The sequence below is a fragment of the Lysobacter sp. GQ73 genome, assembly GCF_059758755.1.
In genome coordinates, this window is sequence record NZ_JCAXEE010000005.1 from 219567 (window position 1) to 233269 (window position 13703).

At 65.1% G+C, this 13703-nt stretch carries 11 protein-coding genes; 1 reads left to right on the top strand and 10 read right to left on the bottom strand.

The window, feature by feature from the left end; genetic code table 11:
- Positions 1-35: 35 nt before the first annotated feature.
- From AC6CH2_RS16175 to AC6CH2_RS16210, 8 genes are all read right to left on the bottom strand, one after another.
- Positions 36-833 (bottom strand): thymidylate synthase family protein, encoded by a 798-nt coding sequence (locus tag AC6CH2_RS16175; protein ID WP_498270099.1) that lies wholly within the window; start codon positions 831-833, stop codon positions 36-38.
- The gene (locus tag AC6CH2_RS16180) at positions 820-1719 is read right to left on the bottom strand and encodes an ImmA/IrrE family metallo-endopeptidase (protein ID WP_498270100.1); all 900 of its coding nucleotides are present in this window, start codon (positions 1717-1719) and stop codon (positions 820-822) included. The genes AC6CH2_RS16175 and AC6CH2_RS16180 overlap by 14 nt, the downstream gene beginning before the upstream one ends.
- Entirely contained in the window at positions 1716-2087 is a 372-nt protein-coding gene (locus AC6CH2_RS16185; RefSeq protein ID WP_498270101.1) for a helix-turn-helix domain-containing protein, read from the bottom strand. Before AC6CH2_RS16185 ends, AC6CH2_RS16180 begins: the two co-directional genes overlap by 4 nt.
- A complete protein-coding gene (locus AC6CH2_RS16190) occupies positions 2084-2395 on the bottom strand; it encodes a hypothetical protein (RefSeq protein WP_498270102.1) in 312 nt (103 codons plus the stop codon). Before AC6CH2_RS16190 ends, AC6CH2_RS16185 begins: the two co-directional genes overlap by 4 nt.
- Positions 2396-2533: 138 nt before the next feature.
- Positions 2534-5239 (bottom strand): pyruvate dehydrogenase (acetyl-transferring), homodimeric type, encoded by a 2706-nt coding sequence (gene aceE / locus AC6CH2_RS16195; protein ID WP_498270103.1) that lies wholly within the window; start codon positions 5237-5239, stop codon positions 2534-2536.
- A 1097-nt stretch (positions 5240-6336) separates the two neighbouring features.
- Positions 6337-6885 carry an REP-associated tyrosine transposase gene (locus tag AC6CH2_RS16200; protein WP_498270104.1) on the bottom strand — a complete coding sequence of 183 codons (549 nt, stop codon included), beginning with the start codon at positions 6883-6885 and terminating at the stop codon, positions 6337-6339.
- Between the two features lie 124 nt (positions 6886-7009).
- On the bottom strand, positions 7010-7354 hold the full coding sequence (locus tag AC6CH2_RS16205; protein ID WP_498270105.1) for a DMT family transporter: 345 nt from the start codon (positions 7352-7354) through the stop codon (positions 7010-7012).
- Complete coding sequence (locus AC6CH2_RS16210) at positions 7351-7965, bottom strand: glutathione binding-like protein (RefSeq protein WP_498270106.1); 615 nt, start codon at positions 7963-7965, stop codon at positions 7351-7353. Before AC6CH2_RS16210 ends, AC6CH2_RS16205 begins: the two co-directional genes overlap by 4 nt.
- 83 nt (positions 7966-8048) lie before the next feature.
- Here AC6CH2_RS16210 and AC6CH2_RS16215 point away from each other — a divergent pair, with 83 nt between their 5' ends.
- Positions 8049-8942, top strand: a complete 894-nt coding sequence (locus AC6CH2_RS16215; protein ID WP_498270107.1) for a LysR family transcriptional regulator — start codon at positions 8049-8051, stop codon at positions 8940-8942.
- 675 nt (positions 8943-9617) lie between these two features.
- Here the strand turns inward: AC6CH2_RS16215 and AC6CH2_RS16220 are convergent.
- Both AC6CH2_RS16220 and AC6CH2_RS16225 read right to left on the bottom strand, forming a co-directional pair.
- Positions 9618-11930: an NADP-dependent malic enzyme gene (locus AC6CH2_RS16220; RefSeq protein WP_498270108.1), complete on the bottom strand. Its 2313-nt coding sequence runs from the start codon at positions 11928-11930 to the stop codon at positions 9618-9620.
- Positions 11931-12409: 479 nt separating this feature from the next.
- Positions 12410-13684, bottom strand: a complete 1275-nt coding sequence (locus AC6CH2_RS16225; protein WP_498270109.1) for a flavohemoglobin expression-modulating QEGLA motif protein — start codon at positions 13682-13684, stop codon at positions 12410-12412.
- Positions 13685-13703 lie beyond the last annotated feature (19 nt).

Below are 13703 nucleotides of genomic sequence, written 5' to 3' on the forward strand. Positions count from 1 at the left end.
CCCCATATGGCATCAAAGCGCAATATTTTACCCACTTAAGCTGCCTTAGCTATCAAGTCTCGGGCAATATTAAGCAAGGGTAGTAAGCCTGGGTCGGCTTTACTAATTCTCTCAAACTTGGCAACCCCAACGATTACGTTCACTCTCACCATCGCTAGGCCCATCTCCCCCGCCATGAATGCCGCCAACTGAGAAATGCCAAGATAATTCCCATATGCCTTCACGAAGAGCTGCTGCGTTGCATAAAACGCGTTAACCACTAGCCCTTCGCTCGTTGGCTCGAAGCTCATATGCTGCATGCACGGGAATTGCAGTTGCGCGTCATTAACATGGTCACGTTCGGGGTCAAAGACGCTAGCCTGAAACATAGAACGACGCACGCCCGGCCTACCCGTATATTGGGAGATAATCCACTCAAGCTGGTTGCCTTCGCACGGCCCACGTCCATAGCTCGTCAGTCGCTCGAAGTATAGCCCTCTGCGATTGTCCCTCGGATTCATGGCTTGGTAACGAGGGAACGCGTCTTTATACAGCGCGAAGAGCTTGCTTCTATCTCCCTGCGCAACTCTCCAAATCCGCTCAGGAAAAATAGTGAAGGCCACATCATCGACACTGCGCAACTTCTTCATTTCAAGAAGTGTGTCCAGGGCCGAACGAAGTTGAGCATCTTCAATGGGAGCGCCATTTTTATCGAATTTCGTCACACTCAGTATCAAGGGAGATACTTCACTCCCAGAGTGATCGATAACTTGCAAGACCGCTTTAGCCCAAGCCTCGGAAACGCTCCCCTCAACGAGAATAGGGGTAAGCTGAGGTGGATTACGCTTCGTCATCGCTATCTTCCTCGAGATGCCTGTATCGCGCCAACCCCACATATTTCAGCGGCGCTATTCGCACGAATGTTGCCCAACTCGTTCCCGGAATCGCTACCCGCGTGATCCCAGTTCTAGTCGCCCTAAAAACGCGACCCCGTTGCACCTCTCCCTCTGGCATTAGGTAAGTCGCATCCACGACAACTCCCTTTGGCAGCAAGAGTAATGATGTCTTCTCTATATCCAGGTGTGGCGAGTTCCAATACTCATCTGCGAAAACCAATTGCTCGGGCACGACCCGCCCTAACAACTGCGTCCTAATCATCTTTGGAGTTATTCTCCCAAGAGTATCTCGCCGTTCGTGCGTCATCATCGACACACCATAAGCCAAGTGATTAACCAGAGTTGCTTGCCCAACCCCAAAATTGCAAGCAATAGAGTAGATGTCTTCGGCACTAGCGTTGCCGGGCTGAAGTCTGCGAACCGAAAATGCTTCGCGCAATCCAAGTGTTGGCAGAAGAGTAAATGCAGCAAATGAATCCGCAAGCACCTCCTCAGGCGGCCTGGAGGCGGCGCGAAGATGATCCTCTCTCATTTCGTCGATGGATGATCCGTGCCCAAAGACATGGTGGCCTAACTCATGAGCACAGGTAAACGCTCGGCGGGGCAGTGGCCTCAAGGCTGAGATATGAATTCTGGGCCGAGGCGCTTTGTCATACATACCCTCCATGTTTATATCGTTGAAACGAACAATTACATCCTTTGCTTCGCACATGGCGTAAATGCATATCGGAGACCGCATGTCTACGCCCGCACCCTTGCGCGCAGCCAACGACGCCTGCATTCCCTTTTCGACGAGTTTTTTTCGTGTTTGAACAGACGAGGCCGCTACGCGATTCACACTCATTTATTGGAAGCCCCCTCTCCCGAGTCTAGGTCACGCATTGAAGCAAGCAGCCTAAGCAGCCTATCCAAATCGTCAGACTTGAGCTTACTAAGCTCACGGGCCGCTAACTGGAGTCGCGGATCGTTTTCATCCATTTTTTCCGCAACTTCACCCAGCAGCCATGAGCTTGTTACATCATATATTTCAGCGAGCTTTGCCAATTCCTCGGCAGAAACCCTACGATTTCCAGCCTCGATTTCTGAAATAGCAGGCCGGTGCAAGCTAAGAATTTTTGCGACATGCCCTTGTGACAAACCCGCATGCTTTCTTGCCTCTCGTAAGCGATTCGCTACAAGCAGCCGCCTCGAGTCCTGGCCATCCGTACTCATGAGTTGGCCGCTTCGCCTGCGGCCTGCGCCTTGGCATTAATAATGTTCATCACCATCGACACGGCGTCACTAATCGACAGACTGACGTTCTCCTTTTCTTTTTTGAAGAGATTTACATCATCGGATATTTCTATTCCGAGTTCCGATGCGAGCATCCCTGTCGCCACCGGCCACATCTTGCTATCGAAGCTCGGCAGTGCCTCCGCTGGCTTGGTCTCGCCACTTATTGGTGGGCATTCCAGGCCACTGGTTGCCTGAATTACCTGCAGAACCTCAACAAGTTTCCGTTCAACTTGCTTGGCGTCCACGAACCACCCTCCTTACATGATGTAAGAATATCTTACACAACCAGGAGCAGGACGCAAGCCTGAGCAGCGCGCCTCTAAGCCTAGAACGAAAAAGGCGACCCGGAGGTCGCCTTTTCTTCTTATTCCAATCGATGAGAGTCAAACCCGAAGCGGATTCGGCTTCTCCACATCGATCTTGTACTGCTTGATCGCCCGGGCCACGTCCTTGCCGGTCATCTTCCCTTCCGCCGCCAGCGCCGCGATGGCGGCGTGGGCGATGTAGTAGCGGTCGACTTCGAAGTGGCGGCGCAGGTTGGCGCGGGTGTCGCTGCGGCCGAAGCCGTCGGTGCCCAGCACGGTGTAGCGCATCGGCACGAAGGCGCGGACTTGTTCCGGGTACATGCGGATGTAGTCGGTCGCGGCGATCGCCGGGCCTTGGCGGCCTTCCAGCAGCTCGGTGATGTAGGGCTTGCGCGGGGCCTTGGCTTCCGGGTTCAGGCGGTTGTAGCGTTCGGCGTCGGTGGCGTCGCGGGCGAGTTCGTTGAAGCTCGGGCAGGACCAGATGTCGGCGGTGACGCCGAAGTCCTTGTCGAGCAGTTCGGCCGCGGCGATGGCTTCGCGCAGGATGGTGCCGCTGCCGAGCAGCTGCACGCGCAGCTCGCCCTTCTTCGGCTTGCCGACGTCCTTCAGCAGGTACATGCCCTTGATGATCCCCTCGGCGCTGCCCTCGGGCATGTCCGGGTGGGTGTAGTTCTCGTTCATCAGGGTGAGGTACCAGTACTCGTCGCGCTGCTCGGTCAGCATGCGCTGCATGCCGTGCTGGAGCAGGGTCACCACTTCGTAGCTGAAGGTCGGGTCGTAGCTGCGGCAGTTCGGGATCAACCCGGCCTGGACCATGCTGTGGCCGTCTTCGTGCTGCAGGCCTTCGCCGTTGAGGGTGGTGCGGCCGGCGGTGGCGCCCAGCAGGAAGCCGCGCGCGCGCATGTCCGCTGCCTGCCAGGCGCTGTCGCCGATGCGCTGGAAGCCGAACATCGAGTAATAGATGTAGAACGGCAGCATCTGCAGGTCGTTGGTGCTGTAGCTGGTGGCTGCAGCAAGCCACGAGGAGAACGCGCCGGCTTCGGTGATGCCTTCTTCCAGCACCTGGCCGGTGGTGTCTTCGCGGTAGTACATCAGCTGGTCGCGGTCGACCGGCTTGTACTTCTGGCCGTGCGGGGCGTAGATGCCGAGCTGGCGGAACAGGCCTTCCATGCCGAAGGTGCGGGCTTCGTCGGCCACGATGGGCACGATGCGCGGGCCGACCTGCTTGTCGCGCAGGGCGATGTTGAGCGCCTGCACGAACGACATGGTGGTGCTGATTTCGCGCTCGCCGGTGCTCTTGAGCAGGCGGTCATAGGTTTCGAGCGGCGGCACGGCGAGCGAGGTGCTGGCCTTGCGGCGGCGCTGCGGCAGGAAGCCGCCGAGGGCCTTGCGGCGCTCGAGCATGTATTCGACTTCCGGCGACTTCTCGCCGGGGTGGAAGAACGGCACGGCGCCGTCTTTCAGCTGCTCGTCGCTGACCGGGATGTTGAAGCGGTCGCGGAACAGGCGGACGGCTTCATCGTCCATCTTCTTGGTGCCGTGGGTCGGGTTGAGCGATTCGCCCGACGCGCCCATGCCGTAGCCCTTGACCGTCTTGGCCAGGATCACGGTGGGCATGCCCTTGGTGTTCACCGCCTCGTGGTAGGCGGCGTAGACCTTGTGCGGGTCGTGGCCGCCGCGGTTGAGGCGCCAGATGTCGTCGTCGGACAGATTGGCGACCAGCGCGGCGGTTTCCGGGTATTTGCCGAAGAAGTTGTCGCGGGTGTATTTGCCGCCGAAGGCCTTGCAGTTCTGGTATTCGCCGTCGACGGTTTCCATCATCAGCTGGCGCAGCTTGCCGGTGGTGTCGCGCGCGAGCAGCGGGTCCCAGTAGCTGCCCCAGATGGTCTTGATGACGTTCCAGCCGGCGCCGCGGAACTGGCCTTCCAGCTCCTGGATGATCTTGCCGTTGCCGCGCACCGGGCCGTCGAGGCGCTGCAGGTTGCAGTTGATGACGAAGACCAGGTTGTCGAGGCCTTCGCGGCCGGCCACCGAGATGGCGCCGAGCGATTCGGGTTCGTCCGTCTCGCCGTCGCCGAGGAAGGCCCAGACCTTGCGGTCGGACTTCGGCATCAGGCCGCGGCCTTCGAGGTACTTCCAGTTGCGCGCCTGGTAGATGGCGCTGATCGGGCCCAGGCCCATCGACACCGTCGGCACCTGCCAGTAGTCCGGCATCAGCCAGGGGTGCGGGTAGGAGCTGACGCCGCGGCCGTCGACCTCCATGCGGAAGTTGTCGAGCTGCGATTCGGTCAGGCGGCCTTCGAGGAAGGAGCGCGCGTAGATGCCGGGCGAGCTGTGGCCCTGGATGCCGATGAGGTCGCCGGGGTGGTCGCCTTCGGGGCCGCGCCAGAAATGGTTGAAGCCGACGTCGTACAGGGTGGCCGCCGAGGCGAAGCTGGCGATGTGGCCGCCGAGGTCGCCGGGCTTGCGGTTGGCGCGCACGACCATGGCCATGGCGTTCCAGCGGATCAGCGAGCGGATCCGCCATTCCATCGCGGCGTCGCCGGGGCTCTTGGCCTCCAGGTGCGGCGGGATGGTGTTGATGTATTCGGTGGTGGGCTGGAACGGCAGGTGCGCGCCGGCGCGGCGGGTGACTTCGACCATGCCTTCGAGCAGCTGATGCGCGCGCTCGGCACCGTCGCGGGCGATGACGGCCTGTACGGACTCGACCCACTCCTGGGTTTCGGTCGGATCGGGGTCGTTCTGGAGCAGGTCGTGCAAAGAGCTGGCAAGCGGCTGATTCATCGATCTCGCGGCCCCGTGGCCGCGCCTCAAAGGTGGGGGACGGATTAGAGCACCGAGTCTAACAAACGGTGACCGGGTTACGGCTTGCGGTGGCGGCTGTAAAGGGTGGAATAGTCCGTTTTGGCTAGGGGTGTGCTTGGGGTGGCGGGTCGGTTTGGGCGGATTGGCGGGTCGTGGATGGGGTGGCGCTGGGATACGCGGGCGTGTGGTTGGGGGTGGGGGTCCGGCCAGACGTTGCATGCGGGGCCTGGGCCGGTCAGTTGGAGGGGCGCGGGTGTCCGAAGTCGCGCGGTCGCGGCTCACGCCGCTCCTACAGGGTTGCGCGCCGCTTTTGTAGGAGCGCGTGAGCCGCGACCGGCGAAGCGGGGTTGTGGCGGGCGGTTCGGGATATCGGGACCTAAGACGCCACGGCTGGCGACGGCGTGCGGTGCCGGTGCGCAGCGGCTGGTATCGCGGCTTACGTCGCTCCTACAGGGGTAGCGCCGCTTTTGTAGGAGCGGCGTGAGCCGCGACCGGCGAAGCGGGGTTGCGGCGGGCGGTTCGGGATATCGGGACCTAAGACGCCATGGCTGGCGACGGCGTGCGGTGCAGGTGCGCGGCGGCTTGGGTCGCGGCTTACGCCGCTCCTACAGGGGTAGCGCCATCGTTTTTGTAGGAGCGCGTGAGCCGCGACCGGCGAAGCGGGGTTGCGGCGGGCGGTTCGGGATATCGGGACCTAAAACGCCATGGCTGGCGACGGCGTGCGGTGCCGGTGCGCAGCGGCTGGGGTCGCGGCTTAGGCCGCTCCTGCAGGGGTAGCGCCATCGTTTTTGTAGGAGCGGCGTAAGCCGCGACCGGCGAAGCGGGGTTGTGGCGGGCGGTTCGGGATATCGGGACCTAAGACGCCATGGCTGGCGACGGCGTGCGGTGCAGGTGCGCTGCGGCTTGGGTCGCGGCTTACGCCGCTCCTACAGGGGTAGCGCCATCGTTTTTGTAGGAGCGGCGTGAGCCGCGACCGGCGAAGCGGGGTTGTGGCGGGCGGTTCGGGATATCGGGACCTAAGACGCCATGGCTGGCGACGGCGTGCGGTGCAGGCTCGCAGCGGCTGGGGTCGCGGCTTACGCCGCTCCTACACAGGGGGTAGGTCGATAAAGGGTATGCGGCGGCGCGGCGCGCGCCGTTGGCGGGACGCCTTCGGTCCACAGGGCGCCCCAGTGGGGATAGTCGCCGACACGACGGACCAAGCCGGCACGCAGCGGGTTGGCGACCAGATAGCGGGCCGCCGTAAGCAGGCAGTCGTCGTGCCGCAAGGCGCGGTCGTGATAGGCCGGGGCCCAAACGTTGCACGCGAGCGGCAGGACGTAGCGCACCTGGCGCGCGGTGTTCGATTTAAGACGGCGCATCAGGTCCGGCAGGGTTTCCCACGCGCCGAGTTCGACCAGACCGTGCCAGTGGTCGGGCATCAACACCCATGCCAGCAAACGCGAGCGTGGCCATAAGCGCAGATCGAGCAGTGCCTCGGTTGCCGCAGCGGCGAGGAGTGGATCGGCAAACAAAGCCCGCCGGCCCTCGGTCACCGACGTAACCAGGTAAATGCCCTGCGTTTCGGAGCATCGCCCGCGGCGCAGTGCGGCGTGTCCTGGAGGATGCGGCGGAGACGGGGTCATGCGATACAGCGTGGCCGTCGATCACCGCACCGGGCATCGGATGCGGCGTTGGTGGGAGGTCGGGATTTGCCGCGACTTGGGGTCGCGGCTTACGCCGCTCCTACAGGGGAGACTCCGCCGCGCATCAACCCGGCGCGCTACGCAACACCACGATGCCGGCGACGATCAGGGCCACGCCGCCCAGGCGCAACGGGGTGATCGCTTCGCCGAACAGGATCGAGCCGAGCAGGACGGTGCCGGCGGCGCCGATGCCGGTCCATACGGCGTAAGCGCTGCCGACCGGCAAGGCGGTCAGGGCGCGGCCGAGCAGCCAGACGAAGGCGATCAGGGCGATCACCGAGGCCGCGGTCCAGCCGGGCTTGGTGTAGCCCTGCGACAGCTTCATGGTCAGCGCCCAGGCCACGTCGATCAGGCCGGCGGCGATCAGCATGGTCCAGGCCATGGAGGGTTTGATGGCTTCGCCGATCATGGCGCTTTCTCGCGGCGCAAGGCTTCGGCGACGCTGTCGCGGGCGCGCACGCGCTCGAGGTAAGCGGCCAGGGCCGGATACGGGTCGAGCGCGATCTTCAGCGGGCGCACCCAGTCGACGATGGTGAACAGATACGCATCGGCGATGCTGAAACGCTCGCCGAGCAGGTAGTCGCGGTCGGCCAGGTGGCCTTCGACCACGGCCAGACGCTTGGCCAGGCGTTCGCGTGCGACGTCGGCGGCCTGCTGGCCGTACTCGGGGTGGAACAGCCAGGGGCTGAAGGTCTTGTGCAGTTCGGAGCTGATGAAGATCAGCCAGCGGTGCAGTTCGTCGCGTTCGGCGGTGCCGACGGCAGGGGCGAGGCCCGCTTCGGGTTTCAGCTCGGCCAGATGCAGCAGCATCGCCGCGCCCTCGGTCAGCACGCGGCCGTCGTCGAGTTCGAGCAGCGGCACGTAGCCGAGCGGGTTGAGTTCGCGGAAGTCGCGGCCTTCGGCGACGACCAGGGGTTCGGCGCCGAGGCGCACGCGGCGCAGTTCGGCGTCGAGGCCGAGTTCGCGCAGGACGATGTGCGGGGCGAACGAGCAGGTGCCGGGGGCGTAGTAGAGCTTCATGGCGTACTCCAGTCGGGAAGCCGATACTTTCCGCGCACCCCGACGCCGCGCCAACACGGCGAACCGACAAGGATTGCTTGCAGATGCGACACGAACGACTGAGCCTGGACGACCTGGAGCTGGTGCGCGCGATCGGTGCGCACGGCAGCCTGACCGGTGCGGCCAAGGCCTTGGGACTGGACCATTCGAGTGCGTTCCGGCGCCTCGCCGCGGTCGAGGCGCGGGTCGGCGCAGCGCTGTTCCGCCGCAGCCGGCGCGGTTATACGCCGACCGACGCCGGCGAGCTGACCATCGCCAGCGCGCAGCGCGTGCTGGTCGAAACCGAGCGCCTGCAACGCGAGCTCGCCGGGCGCGATGCGCGCACCGAGGGGCGGATTCGCATCACCTTGCCGGATACGCTGGCACCGGTCGCGGCGCGGATGTGCGCGGCGTTTCGTGTCGAACAGCCGGGGCTGCGTTGCGATCTGGTCGTGGCCAATGCGTTCTTGACCCTGCAGCAGCAGGACGCCGATGTGGCGCTGCGGGCGAGCGTGTTGCCGCCGGAAGGGCTGTCGTCGCGCAAGGTCGCGACGATTTCGATCGCGGCCTATGAGTCGGCCGGACGCGGCGGACGGGTCAAGGCGGCGCTGGACGAGGCGGCGTTGGCGCAGGGCGGTTGGGTCGCGCTGGACGAAAGCCTGGCGCATCTGTCGTCGGCGCAGTGGTTGAGCGACCGGGTGCCGGCCGAACGCATCGCGATGCGGGTCAATACCTTGCCGGCGGCGTTGGCGGCCTGCGAGGCCGGATTGGGGCGGGCGCTGTTGCCGTGTTATCTGGCCGATGCGTCGCCGGGTGTGCGGCGGATTTCTGCGCCGTTGCCGCAGGTGCGCGCGGACCTGTGGTTCGCGACCCATCCGGATCTGCGGCGGTCGGCGAAGGTGAAGCTGTTGCGGGAGTTCGCGTTGAAGTGGTTGCCGGGTGAGGTGGCGTTGGGGTGAGGCGGTTTATCGGCGCTCGGCCCTCACCTGTCTTCCGTTCACGGGAGAAGGGCTTTGATGCGCGGTGATCGGGGTTGGTGCGGGCGCAGGTGTTGTCGTGGGGCTACGCGGGCATCGAATATTGCGACGCGAGCGTTCGGCATCGTGGTCGCGGCTCGCGCCGCTCCTACCCCTTTGCTGGCGCAGCTTTGGGGTAGGAGCGGCGCAAGCCGCGACTGCGCAAATCAATCGCTGACGCAAACGGAGCACCGAAGCAAATCCCCCCTGCCCCCCTTTTCCAAAGGGGGGAACGGCATGGGGTTAGCAGGGAAATGCGGCGACGTTGCGCCCCCTGTAGGAGCGACGTGAGTCGCGACCACGAATCTGCGCTTCTTGGCTAGGAGCGGCGCGAGCCGCGACCGCGCAAATCAATCGGCGACGCAAACGGAGCACCGAAGCAAATCCCCCCTGCCCCCCTTTTCCAAAGGGGGGAACGGCACGGGGTTAGCAGGGAAATGCGGCGACGCTGCGCTCCCCTGTAGGAGCGACGTAAGTCGCGACCGCGAATCTGCGGCTACGGTGCACGCCGCGGCATCTAGGTGTCGCGACCGCGACCTTGCAATGGCGACGCAAACTGCGACGCCGCGACACCGGCTGCGTCATCGACGCAGCCGGCTATTGCTGTGAATCAGCGGCTCAGGTGCCGCCGACTTCGCCCAGGCCCTTGCGCTCGGATTCGCGCGAGGCGCGGATCTGGGCGTCGACTGCGGCGATCGCGGTCATGTTGACGACGCGGCGCGGGGTCGAGGCGGGGGTCAGGATGTGCGCCGGCTTGTCCAGGCCCATCAGGATCGGGCCGATGGCCACGCCGTCGGTCATCACCCGCACCATGTTGTAGGTGATGTTGGCGGCGTCGAGGTTCGGCAGCACGAACAGGTTGGCGCGGCCGTGCAGGGTCGCGTTCGGGAAGATGCGCTGGCGCAGTGCGTCGTCCCAGGCGGTGTCGGCCTGCATTTCGCCGTCCATCTCGAGCTTGGGCTGGCGCTGCTTGATGATCTGGCGGACCTTGCGCATCTTCGCCGCCGACGGGTTGTCGTGGCTGCCGTAGTTGGAATGCGACAGCAACGCGACCTTCGGCTCGATGCCGAACAGCTTCAGGCGATAGGTCGCCTGCAGGGTCGCTTCGGCGATCTGCTCGGCGGTCGGGTCGACCTGCACATGGGTGTCGAGGAAGAACCAGGCGCCCTGGTCGTTGATCACGCCGGTCATCGCCGAGGTGCCCGAAACGCCGGGGTCGAAGTCGAAGATGCTGCGCATGTAGCCGAGCTTCTTGTGGAAGCGGCCGACCAGCCCGGAGATCATCGCGTCGGCTTCGCCGCGCTCGACCATGAGGGCAGCGATCAAGGTGGGGCGCGAACGCAGCAGGTTCTTCGCCGCCGCCGGGGTCACGCCGCGGCGTTCGGTCAGGGCGTGGTACTGCTGCCAGTAGTCGTTGAAGCGCGGATCGTCGTTGATGTTGGTCAACTCGAAGTCCACGCCTTCGCGCATGCGCAGGCCGAGGCGCTGGATGCGGGTCTCGATGACGTCGGGGCGGCCGATCAGGATCGGGTGCGCCAGTTCTTCGTCGATCACCGTCTGCACCGCGCGCAGCACGGTTTCTTCCTCGCCTTCGGCATAGACCACGCGCTTGCGGTCGGCGCGGGCGCGGTCGTACACCGGTTTCATCAGCAGGCCGGTGCGGTAGATGTACTGGCTGAGCTTTTCCTCGTACGCGTCCATGTCGACGATCGGACGCGCGGCGACGCCGGAATCCATGGCCGCCTTGGCCACCGCCGGGGCCAGCATCACCAGCAGGCGCGGGTCGAACGGGCGCGGGATCAGGTACTCGGCGCCGAAGGTCGGCACTTCGCCGCCGTAGGCGCTGCCGAGGTCGGAGGACTCCATGCGCGCCAGCTGGGCGATCGCGCGCACGCAAGCCAGCTTCATTTCTTCGTTGATGACGGTCGCGCCGACATCGAGCGCACCGCGGAAGATGTACGGGAAGCACAGCGCGTTGTTGACCTGGTTCGGGTAATCCGAACGGCCGGTCGCGATGATGCAGTCCGGACGCACGGCCTTGGCGTCTTCGGGCAGGATTTCCGGGTAGGGATTGGCCAGCGCCAGGATGATCGGCTTGGCGGCCATGGTCGCGACCATCTCGGGCTTGAGCACGCCGCCGGCCGACAGGCCGAGGAACACGTCGGCGCCGGCGACGATGTCGGCCAGGGTGCGCTTGTCGGTGTCGCGGGCGTAGCGGGCCTTGTCCGGGTCGAGGTTGGGACGGCCGGTGTAGAGCACGCCGTCGCGATCGACCGCGAGGATGTTCTCCGGCTTCATGCCCAGGGCAACCAGCATGTCGAGGCAGGCGATGCCGGCCGCGCCAGCGCCGCTGGTGGCGAGCTTGACGTCCTCGATCTTCTTGCCGACCACTTCCAAAGCGTTGAACACCGCGGCGCCGACGATGATCGCGGTGCCGTGCTGGTCGTCGTGGAACACCGGGATCTTCATGCGCTCGCGCAGCTTGCGCTCGACGATGAAGCACTCCGGGGCCTTGATGTCTTCGAGGTTGATGCCGCCGAAGGTCGGCTCCAGCGAGGCGATGATGTCGACCAGCTTGTCGGGGTCGCGCTCGTCGATCTCGATGTCGAACACGTCGATGCCGGCGAACTTCTGGAACAGCACGCCCTTGCCTTCCATGACCGGCTTGCCGGCCAGCGGGCCGATGTCGCCCAGGCCGAGCACGGCGGTGCCGTTGCTGATCACCGCGACGAGGTTGCCGCGGGCGGTGAGCTCGCTGGCGGCGTTGGGGTCTTCGACGATGGCCTCGCAGGCGTAGGCCACGCCCGGCGAGTAGGCCAGGGCGAGGTCGCGCTGGGTGACCATCGGCTTGGTCGCTGTGACCTTGATCTTGCCCGGCGGGCTGAGGCGGTGGTAGTCGAGCGCGGCGGTTTTCAGATCGTTGTCGGACATCAGGGAATGGCTGCCGTGGCAAGGGCGCGAGGAAAGGTGGACTTGCAGTCTAAAGGATCGCCGAGGCGGATTCGCGCGACCGCGGTGGCGAAAGCCTTAGTACTTTGGAGTTGTACCCGCCGCCGGGCGCGGGCGCTTTGCCGAAGCCGGCGCAGGCCCGGGCCGGCGGCGCGGCCGGGCGCCGAACCGACGCCGGCGTATGGGCGGGCCGGGCTGGACGGTACTGCGGCGGGCCTGGAGCCACTGGCGGCGCCTGAGCGCGTCCAGGTACACCAGCGGGCCCCGCCCCGAGCGGGATCGGCCGCAGCGCGCGCACCCGCGCGCGTCGACGGTGAGCTGCCTATGGTTTGAAGCCAGAAGTGAGTGGACAGTAGTGAGTAGGCGCAGAAACCCTGGTCCCATTCCACCCTCTCTGCCTTACCCGGCCAAGCGGCAAGGCTCCGCTCACTCCTCACTCCTCCCCCACTCACTCCTCGCCTTCACCCGATCTCACTGAAATCCCCCTCCGCCATCTGGTCCAGGCGGATGCGGTTGGCGAACAGCGAGAACGCCAGCATCCCGGCCAGGCCGTTGGCGCGGGTGATCCACGGCGGCATCCAGCGCGGCGGCGCCAGCACGCCGCTGTCGAACAGCGGCTCGAACCGCTGCACGTCGCCGAGGGTCATCTTGCCGGCGAACAACCAGCGGCACAGGTGCAGCTTCTGTTGCCGCAAGGCCCAGCGGAAGAAGGTGTGCACGCCGACCAGGCCGCGCAGATAGACCGCGTCCTTGGTGAAGGCCGAACCGCCGTTGGTGGGCACGCCGCGGAACACGCGCTGGGCCGAGGCGAAGCTGTCGGCCGGGGTTTGGCCGGCATCGATGAAATAACGGAACACCTGGATGAAGTCGGCGCCGTCGAGCGCCATCGCCACCGCGTCGATCCGCAGGCTCAGGCGCTTCATGCGGCCGATGTCGATGCTGCCGGTGATCTGCTCGGCGAACGTCGCCAGGCCCTCTTGCGTCGCGGTAGTGCGCGGCGACGACAGCGCCAGGCTCGGCAGCACCGGCTGTTCGCGGCCGTTGAGCGCGGTCAGCGAATGCACGAAGGCTTCGTGCTGGAGCAGCTGATGGCGGTCGTAGTCGCTGAACGCCGCGCCGCTGCGCAGGCGGATCCGGGTCGCGCCGGCCGCGGCCTTGGCGATCAGGTCCGGGTCGAGCACCACCTCGATCACGCGCGCGTCGAAGTAGTCGTCGAGGTCGCGCTGCAGTTGCAGCCTCAGCGCGGTCGCCGAGATCTCGACGGTTTCGGCCGGCGACATCAGCTCGCGGTCGAGCTCGTTGGCGATCGAGATGAAATGGTTGGCGGCCTCGCGCGTGCTGGGCCCCTGGCCGGGCAGCGCCGCATCGGGCTTGCCGAACAACTGCACCGAGTAGGCGGTGACCTCGGTCGAGCCCAGCGATTCGACCAATTGCGCGGCCACTCCCCAGGAGTGCGCCGACTCGATCAGGTACTCGCCGAGCGGATGATCGGGGTCGGCCCCCGCGGCGACCGCTTCGAGTTCGCGCCGCGCATCGCTGAAGTCGTACTTCGGGTACTCGATGACCGGCAATTGCGCGACGCCGCGCGCGTAGTCTTCGAGAAACTGTACTTCCAGGCCGGCCGGCCAGCTCGCCATGGTCAGCAACTTGATCCCGCGCGCGACCCGGACCATGCGCGCATCGAGCGCGGCGTGATGCTGGATCTCGCTGTGCAGGCTGGGGCTGAGCAGGCTCATGCGGCGGGACTTCGGTGGC

Excerpts from the sequence above, each read along its gene's own strand:
- AC6CH2_RS16180 (WP_498270100.1), bottom strand. The coding sequence starts at position 1,719 with ATGAGTGTGAATCGCGTAGCGGCCTCGTCTGTTCAAACACGAAAAAAA.
- AC6CH2_RS16220 (WP_498270108.1), bottom strand. The coding sequence starts at position 11,930 with ATGTCCGACAACGATCTGAAAACCGCCGCGCTCGACTACCACCGCCTC.
- AC6CH2_RS16175 (WP_498270099.1), bottom strand. The coding sequence starts at position 833 with ATGACGAAGCGTAATCCACCTCAGCTTACCCCTATTCTCGTTGAGGGG.
- AC6CH2_RS16185 (WP_498270101.1), bottom strand. The coding sequence starts at position 2,087 with ATGAGTACGGATGGCCAGGACTCGAGGCGGCTGCTTGTAGCGAATCGC.
- AC6CH2_RS16225 (WP_498270109.1), bottom strand. The coding sequence starts at position 13,684 with ATGAGCCTGCTCAGCCCCAGCCTGCACAGCGAGATCCAGCATCACGCC.
- AC6CH2_RS16200 (WP_498270104.1), bottom strand. The coding sequence starts at position 6,885 with ATGACCCCGTCTCCGCCGCATCCTCCAGGACACGCCGCACTGCGCCGC.
- aceE (WP_498270103.1), bottom strand. The coding sequence starts at position 5,239 with ATGAATCAGCCGCTTGCCAGCTCTTTGCACGACCTGCTCCAGAACGAC.
- AC6CH2_RS16210 (WP_498270106.1), bottom strand. The coding sequence starts at position 7,965 with ATGAAGCTCTACTACGCCCCCGGCACCTGCTCGTTCGCCCCGCACATC.
- AC6CH2_RS16205 (WP_498270105.1), bottom strand. The coding sequence starts at position 7,354 with ATGATCGGCGAAGCCATCAAACCCTCCATGGCCTGGACCATGCTGATC.
- AC6CH2_RS16215 (WP_498270107.1), top strand. The coding sequence starts at position 8,049 with ATGCGACACGAACGACTGAGCCTGGACGACCTGGAGCTGGTGCGCGCG.